Source organism: Bradyrhizobium sp. (assembly GCF_052389815.1).
Lineage (GTDB): Bacteria > Pseudomonadota > Alphaproteobacteria > Rhizobiales > Xanthobacteraceae > Bradyrhizobium.
Window position 1 is genome coordinate 1 of sequence record NZ_JBQTHN010000237.1, and the last position, 13,910, is coordinate 13,910.

Annotated in this window: 12 protein-coding genes; 4 read left to right on the top strand and 8 right to left on the bottom strand. The window is 64.5% G+C overall.

The genetic code is table 11. The features are described from left to right. On the top strand, positions 1 to 537 hold a 537-nt coding region (locus tag ACT4OC_RS30955; protein WP_444842868.1), incomplete at its 5' end, for a TetR/AcrR family transcriptional regulator. Here ACT4OC_RS30955 and ACT4OC_RS30960 read toward each other — a convergent pair. From ACT4OC_RS30960 to ACT4OC_RS30970, 3 genes are all read right to left on the bottom strand, one after another. Then, entirely contained in the window at positions 534 to 1,343 is an 810-nt protein-coding gene (locus tag ACT4OC_RS30960; RefSeq protein WP_444842869.1) for an outer membrane lipoprotein carrier protein LolA, read from the bottom strand. The two genes, ACT4OC_RS30955 and ACT4OC_RS30960, sit on opposite strands and share 4 nt — an antisense overlap. 121 nt (positions 1,344 to 1,464) lie before the next feature. Beyond that, the gene (locus ACT4OC_RS30965) at positions 1,465 to 3,909 is read right to left on the bottom strand and encodes a DNA translocase FtsK (protein WP_444842870.1); all 2,445 of its coding nucleotides are present in this window, start codon (positions 3,907 to 3,909) and stop codon (positions 1,465 to 1,467) included. Positions 3,910 to 3,929: 20 nt separating this feature from the next. Then, entirely contained in the window at positions 3,930 to 5,156 is a 1,227-nt protein-coding gene (locus ACT4OC_RS30970) for an aminotransferase class I/II-fold pyridoxal phosphate-dependent enzyme (protein WP_444842871.1), read from the bottom strand. Between the two features lie 411 nt (positions 5,157 to 5,567). Between ACT4OC_RS30970 and ACT4OC_RS30975 the strand changes: the two genes are divergently transcribed. The 3 genes from ACT4OC_RS30975 to ACT4OC_RS30985 all read left to right on the top strand — a co-directional run bounded on the left by ACT4OC_RS30975 (position 5,568) and on the right by ACT4OC_RS30985 (position 7,082). Beyond that, positions 5,568 to 6,353, top strand: a complete 786-nt coding sequence (locus ACT4OC_RS30975) for a GGDEF domain-containing protein (protein ID WP_444842872.1) — start codon at positions 5,568 to 5,570, stop codon at positions 6,351 to 6,353. A gap of 97 nt (positions 6,354 to 6,450) precedes the next feature. After that, the gene (locus tag ACT4OC_RS30980; protein ID WP_444842873.1) at positions 6,451 to 6,687 is read left to right on the top strand and encodes an AbrB/MazE/SpoVT family DNA-binding domain-containing protein; all 237 of its coding nucleotides are present in this window, start codon (positions 6,451 to 6,453) and stop codon (positions 6,685 to 6,687) included. Then, entirely contained in the window at positions 6,684 to 7,082 is a 399-nt protein-coding gene (locus ACT4OC_RS30985) for a type II toxin-antitoxin system VapC family toxin (protein WP_444842874.1), read from the top strand. The genes ACT4OC_RS30980 and ACT4OC_RS30985 overlap by 4 nt, the downstream gene beginning before the upstream one ends. 36 nt (positions 7,083 to 7,118) lie before the next feature. Here ACT4OC_RS30985 and ACT4OC_RS30990 read toward each other — a convergent pair whose 3' ends face one another. The 5 genes from ACT4OC_RS30990 to ACT4OC_RS31010 all read right to left on the bottom strand — a co-directional run bounded on the left by ACT4OC_RS30990 (position 7,119) and on the right by ACT4OC_RS31010 (position 13,659). Then, complete coding sequence (locus ACT4OC_RS30990; RefSeq protein WP_444842875.1) at positions 7,119 to 8,543, bottom strand: TRAP transporter large permease; 1,425 nt, start codon at positions 8,541 to 8,543, stop codon at positions 7,119 to 7,121. Then, positions 8,540 to 9,103, bottom strand: a complete 564-nt coding sequence (locus tag ACT4OC_RS30995) for a TRAP transporter small permease subunit (protein ID WP_444842876.1) — start codon at positions 9,101 to 9,103, stop codon at positions 8,540 to 8,542. The genes ACT4OC_RS30990 and ACT4OC_RS30995 overlap by 4 nt, the downstream gene beginning before the upstream one ends. Positions 9,104 to 9,194: 91 nt before the next feature. Continuing rightward, complete coding sequence (locus tag ACT4OC_RS31000; protein ID WP_444842877.1) at positions 9,195 to 10,301, bottom strand: TRAP transporter substrate-binding protein; 1,107 nt, start codon at positions 10,299 to 10,301, stop codon at positions 9,195 to 9,197. A gap of 722 nt (positions 10,302 to 11,023) precedes the next feature. After that, positions 11,024 to 11,425: a GFA family protein gene (locus ACT4OC_RS31005; protein ID WP_444842878.1), complete on the bottom strand. Its 402-nt coding sequence runs from the start codon at positions 11,423 to 11,425 to the stop codon at positions 11,024 to 11,026. Between the two features lie 11 nt (positions 11,426 to 11,436). Beyond that, a complete protein-coding gene (locus ACT4OC_RS31010) occupies positions 11,437 to 13,659 on the bottom strand; it encodes an acetate--CoA ligase family protein (RefSeq protein WP_444842879.1) in 2,223 nt (740 codons plus the stop codon). Positions 13,660 to 13,910 lie beyond the last annotated feature (251 nt).

The following is a 13,910-nucleotide window of genomic DNA, read 5'->3' on the forward strand; positions in this document are numbered from 1 at the left end:
TTGCTGCTCGCTGCGGTGGGCGAAGCGGCGATGGGACGGCCCGTCACCATCCAGTCGCTTGCCGCAGCTTCCGGCGCCACCGTCGGCTCGATCTATCATCGCTTCGCATCGCGCGAGGAAATCCTCGGGCAAGCCTGGTTATTCGCCGTGCGCAGCTTTCAGTCCGAATTCGTGCCGGCGGTCGATGCCGCGACCACGGTGCGCGAAGGTGTCGCGGCGGCTCTGACCGTGCCGCGCTGGTCGCGCCAGAACCCGGCGCTCGCGGGTCTGCTTGCGTTGCGGCGGCAGGAGGATTTTCTCGACGAGCGCACGCCGGCGAGCCTGCGGCGCGAGGCGGCAGGGATCAACAAATTCGTCATGAAAGTGGTCGGAACGTTCGCCGCACGATGCCGCCGCACCGAGTTGCAGTGCCAGACGGCGCTGATCGCGATGCCCTATGGCGCCGTGCGAATGTTCCTGCCCAAACAGACTCCGCCCACCGAGATCGACGACATGATCGCGGCGGCCTATCGCGCTGTCATGAAGGTGGAGAGCTAGCCCGGCGGGACCGAGTAGTTGGTGAAGTCGATCTTGAACAGGCCGGGATCGACCTTCCTGCTGGCGTCGAGATTGTAGACGGCGACCGTGGTGTCGTAGCCCTGCGGGTCGGTGACGGTCCATTGCTTGAGCTGGCCGTCCTTGGCGCCGACCATCAGCATCAGGCGGCTGGTGCCGATCAGCGCCTGCTTCTCCTCGATGGTCACGCTGATGAAGACGTCGTCGGCGGTGACGCTGACGACGTTGGTGTCCTTCAGGAGGTCGATGCGGTCGGAGAGCAGGAAGCGCAAGGGGGTCTGCGACAGCGGGTAGATGTCCTGCGTCGCCAGCTTGCGGTCGCGCACGGCGAGCGAGGAGCCGTCAGCGATGATCGCGATCGGCGTCGGCGGATCGTACTCGAAGCGCACCTTGCCGGGCTTCATGATGTAGAAGTCGCCCCTGGTCTTGCTGCCGTCGGGGCCGACCTGCACGAAATTGCCGGTGAGCTGCTGCAGCGACGACAAATAGTTCGACACCCTGGCGGCCTGCGCCTTCTGGTTGGCATCGAAGGTCGCGAAGATGTTGGCCGGCTGGTTGCGGCGCGGATCGGGGATGATCGGCGTCGGCGGTTGTTGCTGCGTCGCGCCGGTGGTGAGCGGCATCTTTTCTGCGGCGCTCATCTGGTTCTGTGCATTGTCGCGGTCGCGCGATTTCGGCGCGGGCTTTGGCACTGGAACGGTCTGTGCGGTGGACGAGGTGATGCCCACTGCGAGCGACGCCGAGATCAGCAGCGCCAGCGCGCGAATGGTGGTCTGTTGCTTTGTCATGCGAACTTCTGGACTTCCGTTCAACGTCATTCCGCTCGGCTGCCGGCCACCTTTTACCCCGATTTGGGCATGTGGAGATATCGTTTTTCCGTGAGATTGTGCCGCAAATGCGGGCCTTTTCTCAGTAATTGCCGCCCTCTTCCTCGCCGACGAGGATCTCGCGTTTTCCCGCGTGATTCGCCGGGCCCACGATGCCTTCCAGTTCCATGCGCTCCATCAGCGAGGCGGCGCGGTTGTAGCCGATCTGCAGGCGGCGCTGGATGTAGGAGGTCGACGCCTTCTGGTCGCGCTTGACGATCGCGACCGCCTGCTGGAACAGATCGCCGCCTTCGCCGCCCATGCCGGTCGCATCGAACACCGCGCCGTCCTCGTCGGTCGGCTCTTCCGCGGTGACCGCCTCGAGATATTCCGGCTGGCCTTGCGTCTTCAGATGACGCACGACCTTCTCGACTTCTTCGTCGGAGGCGAACGGGCCGTGCACGCGGCTGATGCGGCCGCCGCCGGCCATGTAGAGCATGTCGCCCTGGCCGAGCAGCTGCTCGGCGCCCATTTCGCCGAGGATGGTGCGGCTGTCGATCTTCGAGGTGACCTGGAAGGCGATGCGGGTCGGGAAGTTCGCCTTGATGGTGCCGGTGATGACGTCGACCGAGGGACGCTGCGTCGCCAGGATCACGTGCAGGCCGGCGGCGCGCGCCATCTGCGCGAGGCGCTGCACCGCGCCCTCGATGTCCTTGCCTGCGACCATCATCAGGTCGGCCATTTCGTCGACGATGATGACGATGTAGGGCAGCGGATCGAGCTCGAGCTTCTCTTCCTCGTAGATCGCCTTGCCGGTCTCCTTGTCGAAGCCGGTGTGCACCGTGCGGGTGATTTCCTCGCCCTTGGCCTTGGCTTCGACCAGGCGTGCGTTGTAGCCGTCGATATTGCGAACGCCGAGCTTGGACATGCGCTTGTAGCGCTCTTCCATCTCGCGCACGGCCCATTTCAGCGCGACCACCGCCTTCTTCGGGTCGGTGACGACCGGCGTCAGCAGATGCGGAATGCCGTCATAGACTGAAAGTTCGAGCATCTTGGGGTCGACCATGATCAACCGGCACTGGTCGGGGCGCAGCCGGTAGACCAGGCTGAGGATCATGGTGTTGATGGCGACCGATTTGCCGGAGCCGGTGGTGCCGGCGATCAGCATGTGCGGCGTGCGGGCAAGATCGATGATCACAGGCTCGCCGCCGATGGTCTTGCCGAGGCACAGCGGGAGTTTTGCGACCGTCTCGGCGGTTTCCTTCGCAGTGAGCAGCTCGCGCAGATAGACCTTCTCGCGGTGGGCATTCGGCAGCTCGATGCCGATGGCGTTGCGGCCGGGCACGACCGCGACGCGCGCCGACAGCGCGCTCATCGAACGGGCGATGTCGTCGGCGAGGCCGATGACGCGCGATGACTTGATGCCCGGCGCGGGCTCGAGCTCGTACAGGGTGACGACGGGGCCCGGGCTCGATTTCACGATTTCGCCGCGCACGCCGAAATCCCCGAGCACGCCTTCGAGCGCGCGCGAATTGGCTTCCAGCTCGGCCTTGCTGAGCGGCTGGCGGTCGGAGGATTTCGGCGCGGCGAGCACGGAGACCGACGGCAGCTCGAACTTGTCGGATCGCTTCGAGGATTGGCGCGGCGCCGGCTTCCTGCGCGGCGCGCGGGCGACGGGCTCTTCCTCCTCCTCGTCCTCTTCTTCCTCGTATTCCTCGTCCTCGTGGTGCTGCGGGGCCAGCGTCGGCGCACGGCGGCCGTCGATATTGGGCTCCTGCCGCTCGAAGGAAAGCCGCGGTGCGGGGCCGGAGGAAACCAGCGAGCGATAGGCGGTCGAGAAGAACCAGCCGATGCGGGCCTTCGCGCTCATGATGGCGTGGAAAATCCAGCCCAGCGAGACCGCGCCGCGGCCTTCAGGCTCCTCGACAAACGGCTCGTCGTCGTCCTCGATCGGGGTCAGCTCCTCGTCCTCGCGCGGTCGCGAGCCCCATCCGGAGGCGAACAGGAAGGCGGCGCTCATCGCGGCGAAGAGGATGGTGCCGAGCACGAGGCGATAGATCAGTCCGGCCGGGCCGAACACCACCGCCGGCGCGCGCACCAGCGCATCGCCGACGACACCGCCAAGGCCGGTCGGCAGCGGCCAGGCGCCGCCATGCTTGAAGCAAGAGGCAAAGCCCGCGGCGAGCACGACGGCGAGCAGCCAGCAGCCGAGCCGCAGCGCCTCGCGGTCGAAGGTGCGGTGGGTCAGCATGCGCCAGCCCCACACGGCGATCGGCAGGATCAGCATGATCGCGCCGAGGCCGAGGATTTGCATCAGGAGATCGGCGCCGATCGCACCGGGATAGCCGAGCACGTTGCGGATCGCCCGCGAGGTGGCGTGGCTCAGAGAAGGGTCCTGCACCGACCAGGTCATCAGCGCGGCGGCGGCAACGCCCGACAGCGCGATCAGGCCGAGGCCGACCAGCTCGCGCACGCGCCGTGCCAGCGCGTCGCGGATCGACGGCGGCAGATGGCTCACCAGAGGAATTATCCGTTCGATCGCTGCCATGCTCGTAGCGCGCCTTGCGATTAATCCAGGGTTTCGACCAGCCGATGCAACGCCTCGGCCGTAGATTCGGAGTCGGAGACCAGCGCCAGGCGGATGTAGCCCGCACCCGGATTGGTGCCGTCGTCCTGCTGACGCGCCAGATAGCTTCCGGGGATCACGCGCACGCCCGCATCGCGATAGAGTTTCACGCACGCGGCTTCATCGCCGCCGCGACCCGCGACATCTAGCCAGACGCAGAAGCCGCCTGCGGGCCTTGCGTAGCCGTAACGGTTGCCGAGGATCTGGTCGGCGAGATCGAACTTGACCCGGTAGAGCTTGCGGTTCTCCTCGACATGCGCCTCGTCGCTGTAGGCGGCGACGGCGACATGCTGCAATGGCACCGGCACCTGCGGCGCGGCGACATTGCGCAGCTCATGGAAGGCAGCGAGAAACTTCCTGTCGCCGGCGGCGAAGCCGACGCGCATTCCCGGCAGGTTCGAGCGCTTGGAAAGCGACTGGAACACGACGACATTGCCGAAGTCGGGACCGGCGCATTCCAGTGCGCTGCCCGGCGCTTCCTTGGTGTAGATCTCCGAATAGCACTCGTCGCTGAGGATGAAGAAGCCGAAGCGGTCGGCGAGCTGCTTCAACCGGATGAAGTATTCGCGCGTCGCCACCGAGCCCTGCGGATTGGCAGGCGAGGCGATGTACATCGCCACCGTGCGCGCCAGCAGTGCGTCATCCAGCGACCCGAGGTCGGGCAAAAATCCGTTGGCGAGCGTGGTCGGCAGGTACACCTGCTCGCAGCCGGCGGCGCGCGCCCCGGCGCCATAGGCGGGATAGAACGGGTTCGGCATCAGGATCGCCGGCCGGCCCTTGCGCTGCCCCACATAACGCGAGGCGGCGATGGCGGCGAAGAACAGGCCTTCGCGGCTGCCGTTGAGCACCAGCACCTCGGTCTCGGGATCGACCGCGCGCGGCAAGGTGAATCGCGCCGACAGCCAGGCGGCTGCCGCGCGGCGGAACGGCTCGATTCCCCTGGCCAGGGGATACCGGCCGAACTCAGCGATGTGCTCGGCCAGCACCGGACCGACGAAACCGGGCACGGGGTGCTGCGGCTCACCCAATGATAGTGTTATCAATGGCTTACCAGGCTGGTAGGGCGCCAGCAGCTCGGCCGTGCGGGCGAACGGGGAGCGCTCGGCCTGACCGGCAGCCGATACATTGCCGGCGCCCTGCGCCAGGCCGGAAGAGGCGGTCATTGCCATGTCTGAAACGCCAGCACTTTCAGTGCGGCCGGGCGGAGTTGAGCCGGCCGAAAGATCCCGATGAAATCACCATAGATAGGGCGAGGTTAAGACGCGATTAACCATCGGCCGGGCGCGTGTCCAGACTCGCAAAATCGCTAGGAAACGTAGGCTGTCATTCCGGGGCGATGCGAAGCATCGAACTACGGAGCGCACTTGCGCTCCTGAGAATCTCGAGATTCCCCGATCCGCAATCGCGCATCTGAGGTCTGGTCCTTCGGACCATCCCGGAATGACGTCGGTGAGATTCGAATGCGTCGCATTTTAGCAAATGGCATCGCGTGCGGTTTACTGCACTTCGCGGAACAAATCTCCGTTTAGGAGTTCGTGTGCATCGCAGTGGTAGGGATGCTCCAGCGAAGAAGCAGGCCCATGAGCATCCAGATCACCACGCACGGCGACGTGCTGCGCCACACCGCAAGACGGGTCGCCGTGGCGAGCTCCCTCAGCATCGTCCTGACGACCGCGATCGTCCTGACCTATCTCGGGAGCAATCCGGCCGCGCTGGTTCGAACCGGAGACGTCATCGTCATGAGCCTGGTCGCGGCCACGGCGATCTCGGCGATGCTGTCGGGCATCCTGAGCTACCGCTCGGCGCGCCTGATGCAGCAGCTGACGCTGATGCGCTGCGAATTGTCGCGCATCTCGCAGACCGACCAGCTCACGGGCCTGTTGAACCGCAGGGGTTTCGACGAGGCGGCGCTGCCGGCGCTGAGCTCGGCCTATCATGCGGGCCTGCCTGCCGTCGTGTTCATGTGCGACATCGACCACTTCAAGTCGATCAACGACCGTTTCGGCCACGAGTTCGGCGACAGGGCGCTGATCGAGATCGCCGGCGTGCTGCGTCATTTCTCCCGCACCCATGGCGCGCTGGTCGCCCGTCACGGCGGGGAGGAGTTTTCCGTGCTGATGATCGGCATCAGCCACGAGCAGGCCGAGCTCTATGCCGAGGAAATCCGCAAAACCTGCGCCGCGCGGGAGATCAGGAGCGGCGAGATCTGCGAGCGCCTGACCATCAGCATCGGTTTCACGGTGGCCCGCGGCGAGACCGATCTCGCCCACATCATGCGTATCGCCGACCAGGCCCTCTACACCGCCAAGCGCCAGGGCCGCGACCGCGTCGTGCGCGCCGACGAAATGGCGTTGGTGGCGGCCTAGATCGGCCATCTCCACTCCTTGAACTAACCTCCAGAAATGCTGGACATTTAGCTCGGTAATACCATATCCTTGAATGGTAATACCAGGAGAAGCCTCAATGGCAACCACGGTCACGAGCAAGGGCCAAGTAACGATTCCAAAGCCAGTCCGCGAACATTTGGGAATCGGTCCGGGAAGCCGCGTCGATTTCCGCCGCACCGCCGACGGAGATATCCTGATCGAGAAAGCCGACGGCCCCCGGCAACCGAGCCGCTTTGCCAAGGCGCGCGGATCCGCCGGGCCGGGAATGACGACCGATGAGCTCATGGCGCTGTTGCGCGGTGAGCCGGAATGACACTGGTCGACTCCAACGTGTTACTTGACGTCGTTACGGACGGAGAAGCCTGGGCGGACTGGTCGCAGGATCAACTCGAGCGCGCAGCGCTGAGCGGACCTCTGGTCATCAACGACGTAGTCTACGCCGAGGTCTCGGCGCGCTATACTGCAATCGAGGCGGTTGACTCGATGCTCGATGAATTGAACATCGAAGTTGCGCCGATCCCGCGCGCCGCGCTCTTCCTGGCAGGCAAGGCCTTTGTCCAGTATCGCGCAAGTGGAGGAGCTCGCACCGGCGTGCTGGCGGACTTCTTCATCGGCGCGCACGCCGTTGTCGAACGCTTGCCGCTGCTGACGCGAGATGCGCGCCGCTATCGGAGCTACTTTCCGACCATCAAATTGATCACGCCATAACGACCGGTCGCCGCGTGAGGCTTCCGGCCCGGCCGGCTACTTCTTCTTCGGCGTCAGCCAGTCGTCGTCTTCCAGCGACGGCGCCCGCCTCTGCTGTTCCAGAATCTTCATGTGCTCCTCGGGGATCACCTGGCTGCGGGATGCTTCCTGCAGCGTCTGCGGGAACCAGGTCGCGATGCTGGGGAAAGCGACGATCAGCGCAATGCAAATCACCTGCAGGATCATGAACTGGAACATGCCGGCGTAGATCGTTGCGAGACTCCAGTCCTTGACCACCTGCTTAAGGTAATACGCCGACATGGCGACCGGCGGCGACAGGAAGGCGGTCTGCAGCGTCACCGCCACCAGTGCACCAAACCAGACGAGGTCGATACCCAGGCCTTTCACGACGGGGTAGAAGATCGGCAGGAACACCAGGATGATGGCGGGCCATTCGAACGGCCAGCCCAGCAGGAAAATCAGCACCAGCACCATGATCAGCATCAGGCTGGGCGGCAGCTGGAGGCCGAGCATCGTCTCGGTGATCCAGTTGGCCGAGCCGAGGCGGGCGAACACCGCGCCGAAAATGTTCGAGGTGACTGCCAGCAGCAGCACCATGCTCGACGTCGACATGGTCGCGATCAACGCCCGCTGCAGGCCGGCGAACGTGAACCTCCGATACGCGACCGCCAGGACCAGCGCGCCGACGCTGCCGATGCCGGCGGCTTCCGTCGGAGTCGCAAGTCCGCCGATGATCGAGCCGAGCGTCGCGGTGATCAGCCCGAGCAGGGGCAGCGTGCCGACGATCACCTCGCGCGCGATGTACCCGATCGAGTGGATCCGCTCGTCGAGCGGCACTGGCGGACCGAGCTTGGGATTAATGAAGGCGCGGCCCATCAGGTAGGCAATGTAGACGGCGGCGAGCAGGAAGCCCGGCCCGAAGGCCGCGGCATAGAGATCGGCGACCGACACGCCGAGCACCGGACCCATCACGATCAGCATGACCGAGGGGGGAATGAGAATGCCGAGCGTGCCGCCCGCGGTGATGGTGCCCGCGGAGAGCTTCGGGTCATAACCGGCCTTGTTCATGATCGGCGAGGCCATGATGCCGAGCACGGTGACGGCGGCCCCGACGATGCCCGTCGCCATCGCGAACACGGTCGAGGTCAGGATCACGACGAGGAAGAGTGCGCCGCGCACCGGTGCAAGCAGCATGCGGAACGCCGTGAAGAGGCGCTCCATCAGCCCCGCCTGCTCGGTGATGAAGCCCATGAAGATGAACAGCGGCACGGCGGCCAGCAGTTCCTCCTTCATCATGCCGATGGTCTGGAAGTAGGCGAGGTCGAACACCGTATGACCAATGGCCGCGTAACCGAACGCAAAGGCGAGAAACAGCAGCGTGAACGAGATCGGTACGCCGATGAAGATCGCTCCCAGCAGAACCAGAAGCATGATGAGGCCGATGAGCGCGTCTGCGGTCATATCTCGACCTTCTCTTTGTGCTCGAGCTCGACGCCGGTGCGCGCCATGTAGATGCTCTTGATCAACTCGGACACGCCCTGGATCAGCAGCAGCACGCAGGCCAGCGGCACGATGAACTTGAACGGCCACAGCACGGGCCGCCACGGTGTCTGGTCCGAGGTCTCGTTGATTTCGAAGGAGTAGTGAAACTCGTTCCAGCTGATCAGCAGCAGCATGAACAGGCTCGGGAAGAAGAAGACGACGTAGGAGATCGCGTCGATCCAGCCCTTCTTGCGGACGGAGAACTTCTCCCAGAAGATATCGGTGCGGATGTGAGCGCCCTTATGCAGCGCGTAAGCGGCGCCCAGCATGAACAGCGATCCGTAGAGCATGTAGGTCGCGTCGTAGGCCCATATCGTCGGCGCATTGAACAGGTAGCGCGACGCAACCTCCCAGGCGACGCCGAGCACCAGCGGGACCGAGAGCCACGAGATGACCGTGCCGGTGCGGTCCGTGAAGCCGTCGATGATCCGGATCGTTGCGAGCAGCACCGGCGACTGCACGTTTGTTGTCTCAGACATATTTCCCCCTGGCGCCGATTCGTTCGTGCGGTCCGACGCGAGCCGTCCACGCGCGAAGGGAGGGCGGCCTGACCGGCCGCCCTCGCAAGCCCTATTTCTTCTCGGGGAAGTAATAGTTCGCCATGAAGGAATACGGCGGGAAATAGGACCGCTTGTACGGTACCACGGCGCTGGCATAGGCCTTCTGCGAGTCGTGCACCTTCTTGAAGAACGGGTTCTTGGCGCCTTCTGCCGCCGCGATCTCGTCCCACTTCTTGATGAAGGCCATCAGGATCTCGGGCGGCGTACGCAGTATCTGCACGCCGTGCTTGGTCTGCATCTCGATCAGCGCATCGGCATTCTGGCGCTGCCACTTGGTCCACCAGACCAGGAAGGTCTCGTTGGCCGCCGACTTGATGATCTCCTGGTGCTGCGGGCTCAGTTCCTTCCAGACATCGCCATTGAAGATGACCTCGCCGATGGTCACGTTCTCATGCAGGCCGGGCGAATAATGGTACTTCCAGACGTTGTGGAAGCCGAGCTGCAGATCCTCGATGCCGCCCACCCATTCCGCGCAATCGATCACGCCGCGTTGCGCCGACGGAATGATCTCGCCGCCCGGCATGTTGACTACGGTGAAGCCGAGCGCCTGCCAGACTTCGCCGGCCATGCCGGTCTGGCGGCACTTCATGCCCTTCATGTCCTCGACCGTCTGGATCGGCTTCTTGAACCAGCCGAACGCCTGTGGACCTGCCGGAAGGATCGGGAACACCACGACGTTGAGCTTGAGCTCCTTCTGGTAGAACTCGTTGTAGAGCTCGTTGCCGCCGCCGTGATAGAGCCAGCCCATCACGTCCATGTAGTCCATGCCGAACGTGCCGCCGGGACCGCCGGTGAACAAAATCGCCGTCTTGTTCTTGCCGGTCCAGTAGCCGGCCCATGCATGCGCGCCGTCGAGCACCTTCTTGTGGGTAGCGTCGAGCACCTCGAACGCCGGGACGACCTGGCCGGCGGGCATCGCCTCGATTTTCAGCGCGCCGGCGGAGAGCTTGTTCACCCGCTCGGCGAAATAGGTGAAGTTGTCGTAGAGCGTAAGCGAAGCCGGCCACGTGGCCTGCATCTTCAGCGTCTTCGTCTGCGCCATCACCGCACCTGCGGTTGCGAAAGACGTCAGTGCAACAACGGCAGCACCGAATACTCCCAGAAAACCACGTTTCATGAGTCATCTCCTCCCGATGTGACCCTTGGTGCGTTCGTTCTGTTTTGTTTTTCCGCACCAGGCTGGAATCCAGTCTGCCACCGTCGCTCCCGGTTGTCATCTTTCTTTCTGACGCGGCAAGTGCCGGCGGCCGGTTGCCGCGACTGACTCGCTTCTGCACGGGATCGCAGCGAAGGATTCTGCCGCTGCCTGCTGCATCGCCGGCAACCTTGGCTGCCTGCATCGGCGCAGGTTGAAGAGGGAAATCGCTTGGGGTCTCGATGCGCCGAAAGATAAGTCGATCAATCGGAAATTGAAACTGAACGTATCGTATCATCGAGATAGAGGCAGGCCGATTCCGTCAGCTCCGATTCCAGGCCCACGTCGCCCGGTGCGAGGGTCAAGCACGCGTCATCCTCGCCGGCGAGACGAAATCCCGGCGGGTCGATAATCGGGAATTTCGTTACTCATGTTGTCGTCATGGCCGGGCTTGTCCCGGCCATCCACGCCTTGACTTGCCGGAGCGCCATGCGATTGGAGTGACGACGGACGATCTCTTCTCGCGCTCAACGGGACGCAGCACAGGCCGAACGTTGCGGCCCCGTTCTACTTTGCATGGGGTTGTTTTCGCGATTTTCTGTTCCGGCCCTGGTGGGCCGCCAACCCATTGCGATCCAGGCGGTGACAGGAACGTGGATGCGCGGGACAAGCCCGGGCATGACGAGGGACAGAGACGCGCTTCGCTACCCCTGCGGCAGCCGCTCGAAGGCCGGCATGCCTTCCGGCACGTGATGGAAGGGCTGCTTGTCGATGGTGTAGATCGCGACCTGCGGCATGATCCGGGCAGGCTCGTCCAGCGTGCCGACCTTGATGATGACGACCGGCCGCGGCGGCCGCGTCACGACATGCGTGCCGCATTCGGCGCAGAATTCGCGCGTCCTCGGATTCTCCAGATCCTTGCGGGCGAACTGTTTCGGCGCCCCTTTGGTGTATCTGAAGGCTTCCGGTGCCATGGCCACGAACACGTTGGGCGAGCCGCCGGTGATGTACTGGCACTCGCGGCAATGGCATTGCGCCTGCATCAACGGCTCGCCGTCGGCCTCGTAGCGCACCGCGCCGCAATAGCATCCGCCTGTCAGCTTCATGGCTTCCTCCCTCAGTGCTTCGCCGCTTTCCGCGCCGCTTCATTGTTGAGCACGATCAGCCCGTCCACCGCGACGCCCAACTTGCTGTTGAGCAGAAACGGGTTGACGTCGATCGAGGCGATGCGGGTGCCGGCATCCGCGATCAGGTTGGAGAGGCCGACCAGCGCTTTCACGGCGGAGGCCTCGTGCAGGGCGGGGCGGCCGCGATAGCCCTTCAGCTTCACGCCGGCCTTGGTGCGGGCGATCAGCTGCCTGGCCTCCGCCGCATCGATCGGCGCGCCGGCGAGCGCGACGTCCTTCATCAGCTCGATATCGACGCCGCCGGTGCCGAACAGCACCACCGGGCCCATCTCGGCATCGAGGGAAGCGCCGACCACGAGCTCGAGATCGGCCTCGACCTGCTGCGCGATCAAAATGCCTTCGAGCCTGGGCTTGTTCTTCAGCTTCTTGACGCGCTTGACGATGTCGTCGAACGCCTTCCTCACCTCGGCGGCGCTGTTGAGGTCGAGCACGACGCCGCCGACGTCGGACTTGTGCAGGATGTCGGGACTGACGACCTTTGCCACCACGGGAAAGCCGATCTTCTTCGCGATCTTCACGGCTTCCGCCGAGGTCTGCGCGATCGCCTCCTGCGAGATCGGGATGCCATAGGCCTTGAGCAGCTTCTTGGAGCCGACCTCGTCGAGCGCGGCGGCGCCATTGGCGCTCTTCAGCATCTTCTCCAGCATCGCCCGAGCCGAGGTCTTGGAGCTGGAGACGATGTCGGGCACTTCCTTGCGCAAGTTCGCGTACTCGATCAGCGATTTGATGGCGCCGACGGCGCGGTCGAGGCCTTGCAGCACCGCGATGTCCGGCAGGGATTTGCGCAGCGCCTTGGTGTGCTCGGTGAATCCGATCGACATGGCGCTGATATAGATCACCGGCTTGTTGCCCGCGGCCGCCATCTCGTTGACGATGCGCAGGTTGCGTTCGCGCAGCTCGTGCGGCGCCTTGGGCAGCTCGGCGTCGATGATGACGATGTCGGTGTCGGGATCGTCGATCATGATCTTGATCGACTTCATGTAGACGGAGGGATCGACCACCGCGGCAAAGCCCGCATCGAGCGGATTGCCGACGATGCTGCCGGGGCCGAGCATCCTTGCCAGTTGCTCCGAGGCGTTGGCGGGCAGCGGCGCGAAGTTCATCCCCGCCGAATAGAAGGCGTCGATCAAGAGGCCGCGCTTGCCGCCGGACAGCGACACCGCGGCAAGGCGGTTGCCCTTCGGCGTGTCGGCGTGAACGAAGCATTCGGTGGTCTCGATCAACTCGTCGAGCCCGCGGACGCGGATCACGCCCTCGCGGGTCGAGATCGCATCGAAGGTCTCGATGGAGCCGGCGAGCGCGCCGGTGTGCGCCATTGCCGCTGCGCGACCGCCCTCGGAGGCCCCCAACTTCAGCGCGATGACGGGCTTGCCGGCGGCGCGCGCGGCCTTGCAGGCGTCGCGGAACGCCTTGGTGTTCCGCACGCCCTCGAGATAGACCACGATGACGCGGATCGAGGGATCGGCGGCGAAATAGGCCATCAAGTCCGGCGTCTCGAGGCCAACCTCGTTGCCGGTCGTCACCATGTAGCCGACGCCGACGCCGCGATCCTCCAGCGCCTGGCGGATCGCCATCACGATGGCGCCGGACTGGCCGGCGATGCCGACCCTGCCTTGCTCCATGGTGACGATGCGATCGTCGATATTGGTGAAGAGCTTTTCGCCGGCGCTGAGGTTGCCGAGGCAGTTCGGGCCGGTCACCGCGAGCCCTGTCTCCTTCACTGCCTGCCTCAGTTCTTCGGCGAGGCGCTGGCTCTCCTCATCCTGCAATTCGCTGAAGCCCGAGGTGACGATGGTGGCCGAGCGCGCGCCGGCAGCGGCCGCATCGCGGATCACCTGCACGGCAACGCGCGCGGGCACCAGCACCAGCACATGGTCGGGCTTTTCGGGAAGGCTGGCGAAATCCTTGTAGCAGTCGACGCCCCAGATGGTTTCGCGCCTGGCGTTGATCGGATAGAGCCCGCCCTCGTAGCCGTACTTGACCAGATTGTTCCAGATGCGCTCGGCGTAGTTGCCGGGCTTGTCGGTGGCGCCGACCAGCACGATGTTGCGGGGGTGCAGCATCGCATGCACGCTCTTGACGATATCGCTGGCGTCTCGCGGGGGCGACCATTTGCCGGCCGAGCCGGCCGAGATTGCGGCGTGGGCATCCATAGGCGTTCTCTCACCCCGTTTGTTGTTTTGCGTGACGGAATTTCCGTCGCGCTTGATTGGGGCGGAAGCAAACCGGTCATTTCGTCCGGCGTCAACACGCCGCCGGCGGGAGCCCGCCTTCCGAATTCGCGGGAGCGCAAAGCAACGAAGCCAACAATCGACAAGAAGAAAGGGGCTCCAACTTGCGCTGGAGCCCCTCGACGGTCAGGGCATTGCCGGGTATGTGCCCCGACCGCAGTTCTGGGCGCGGC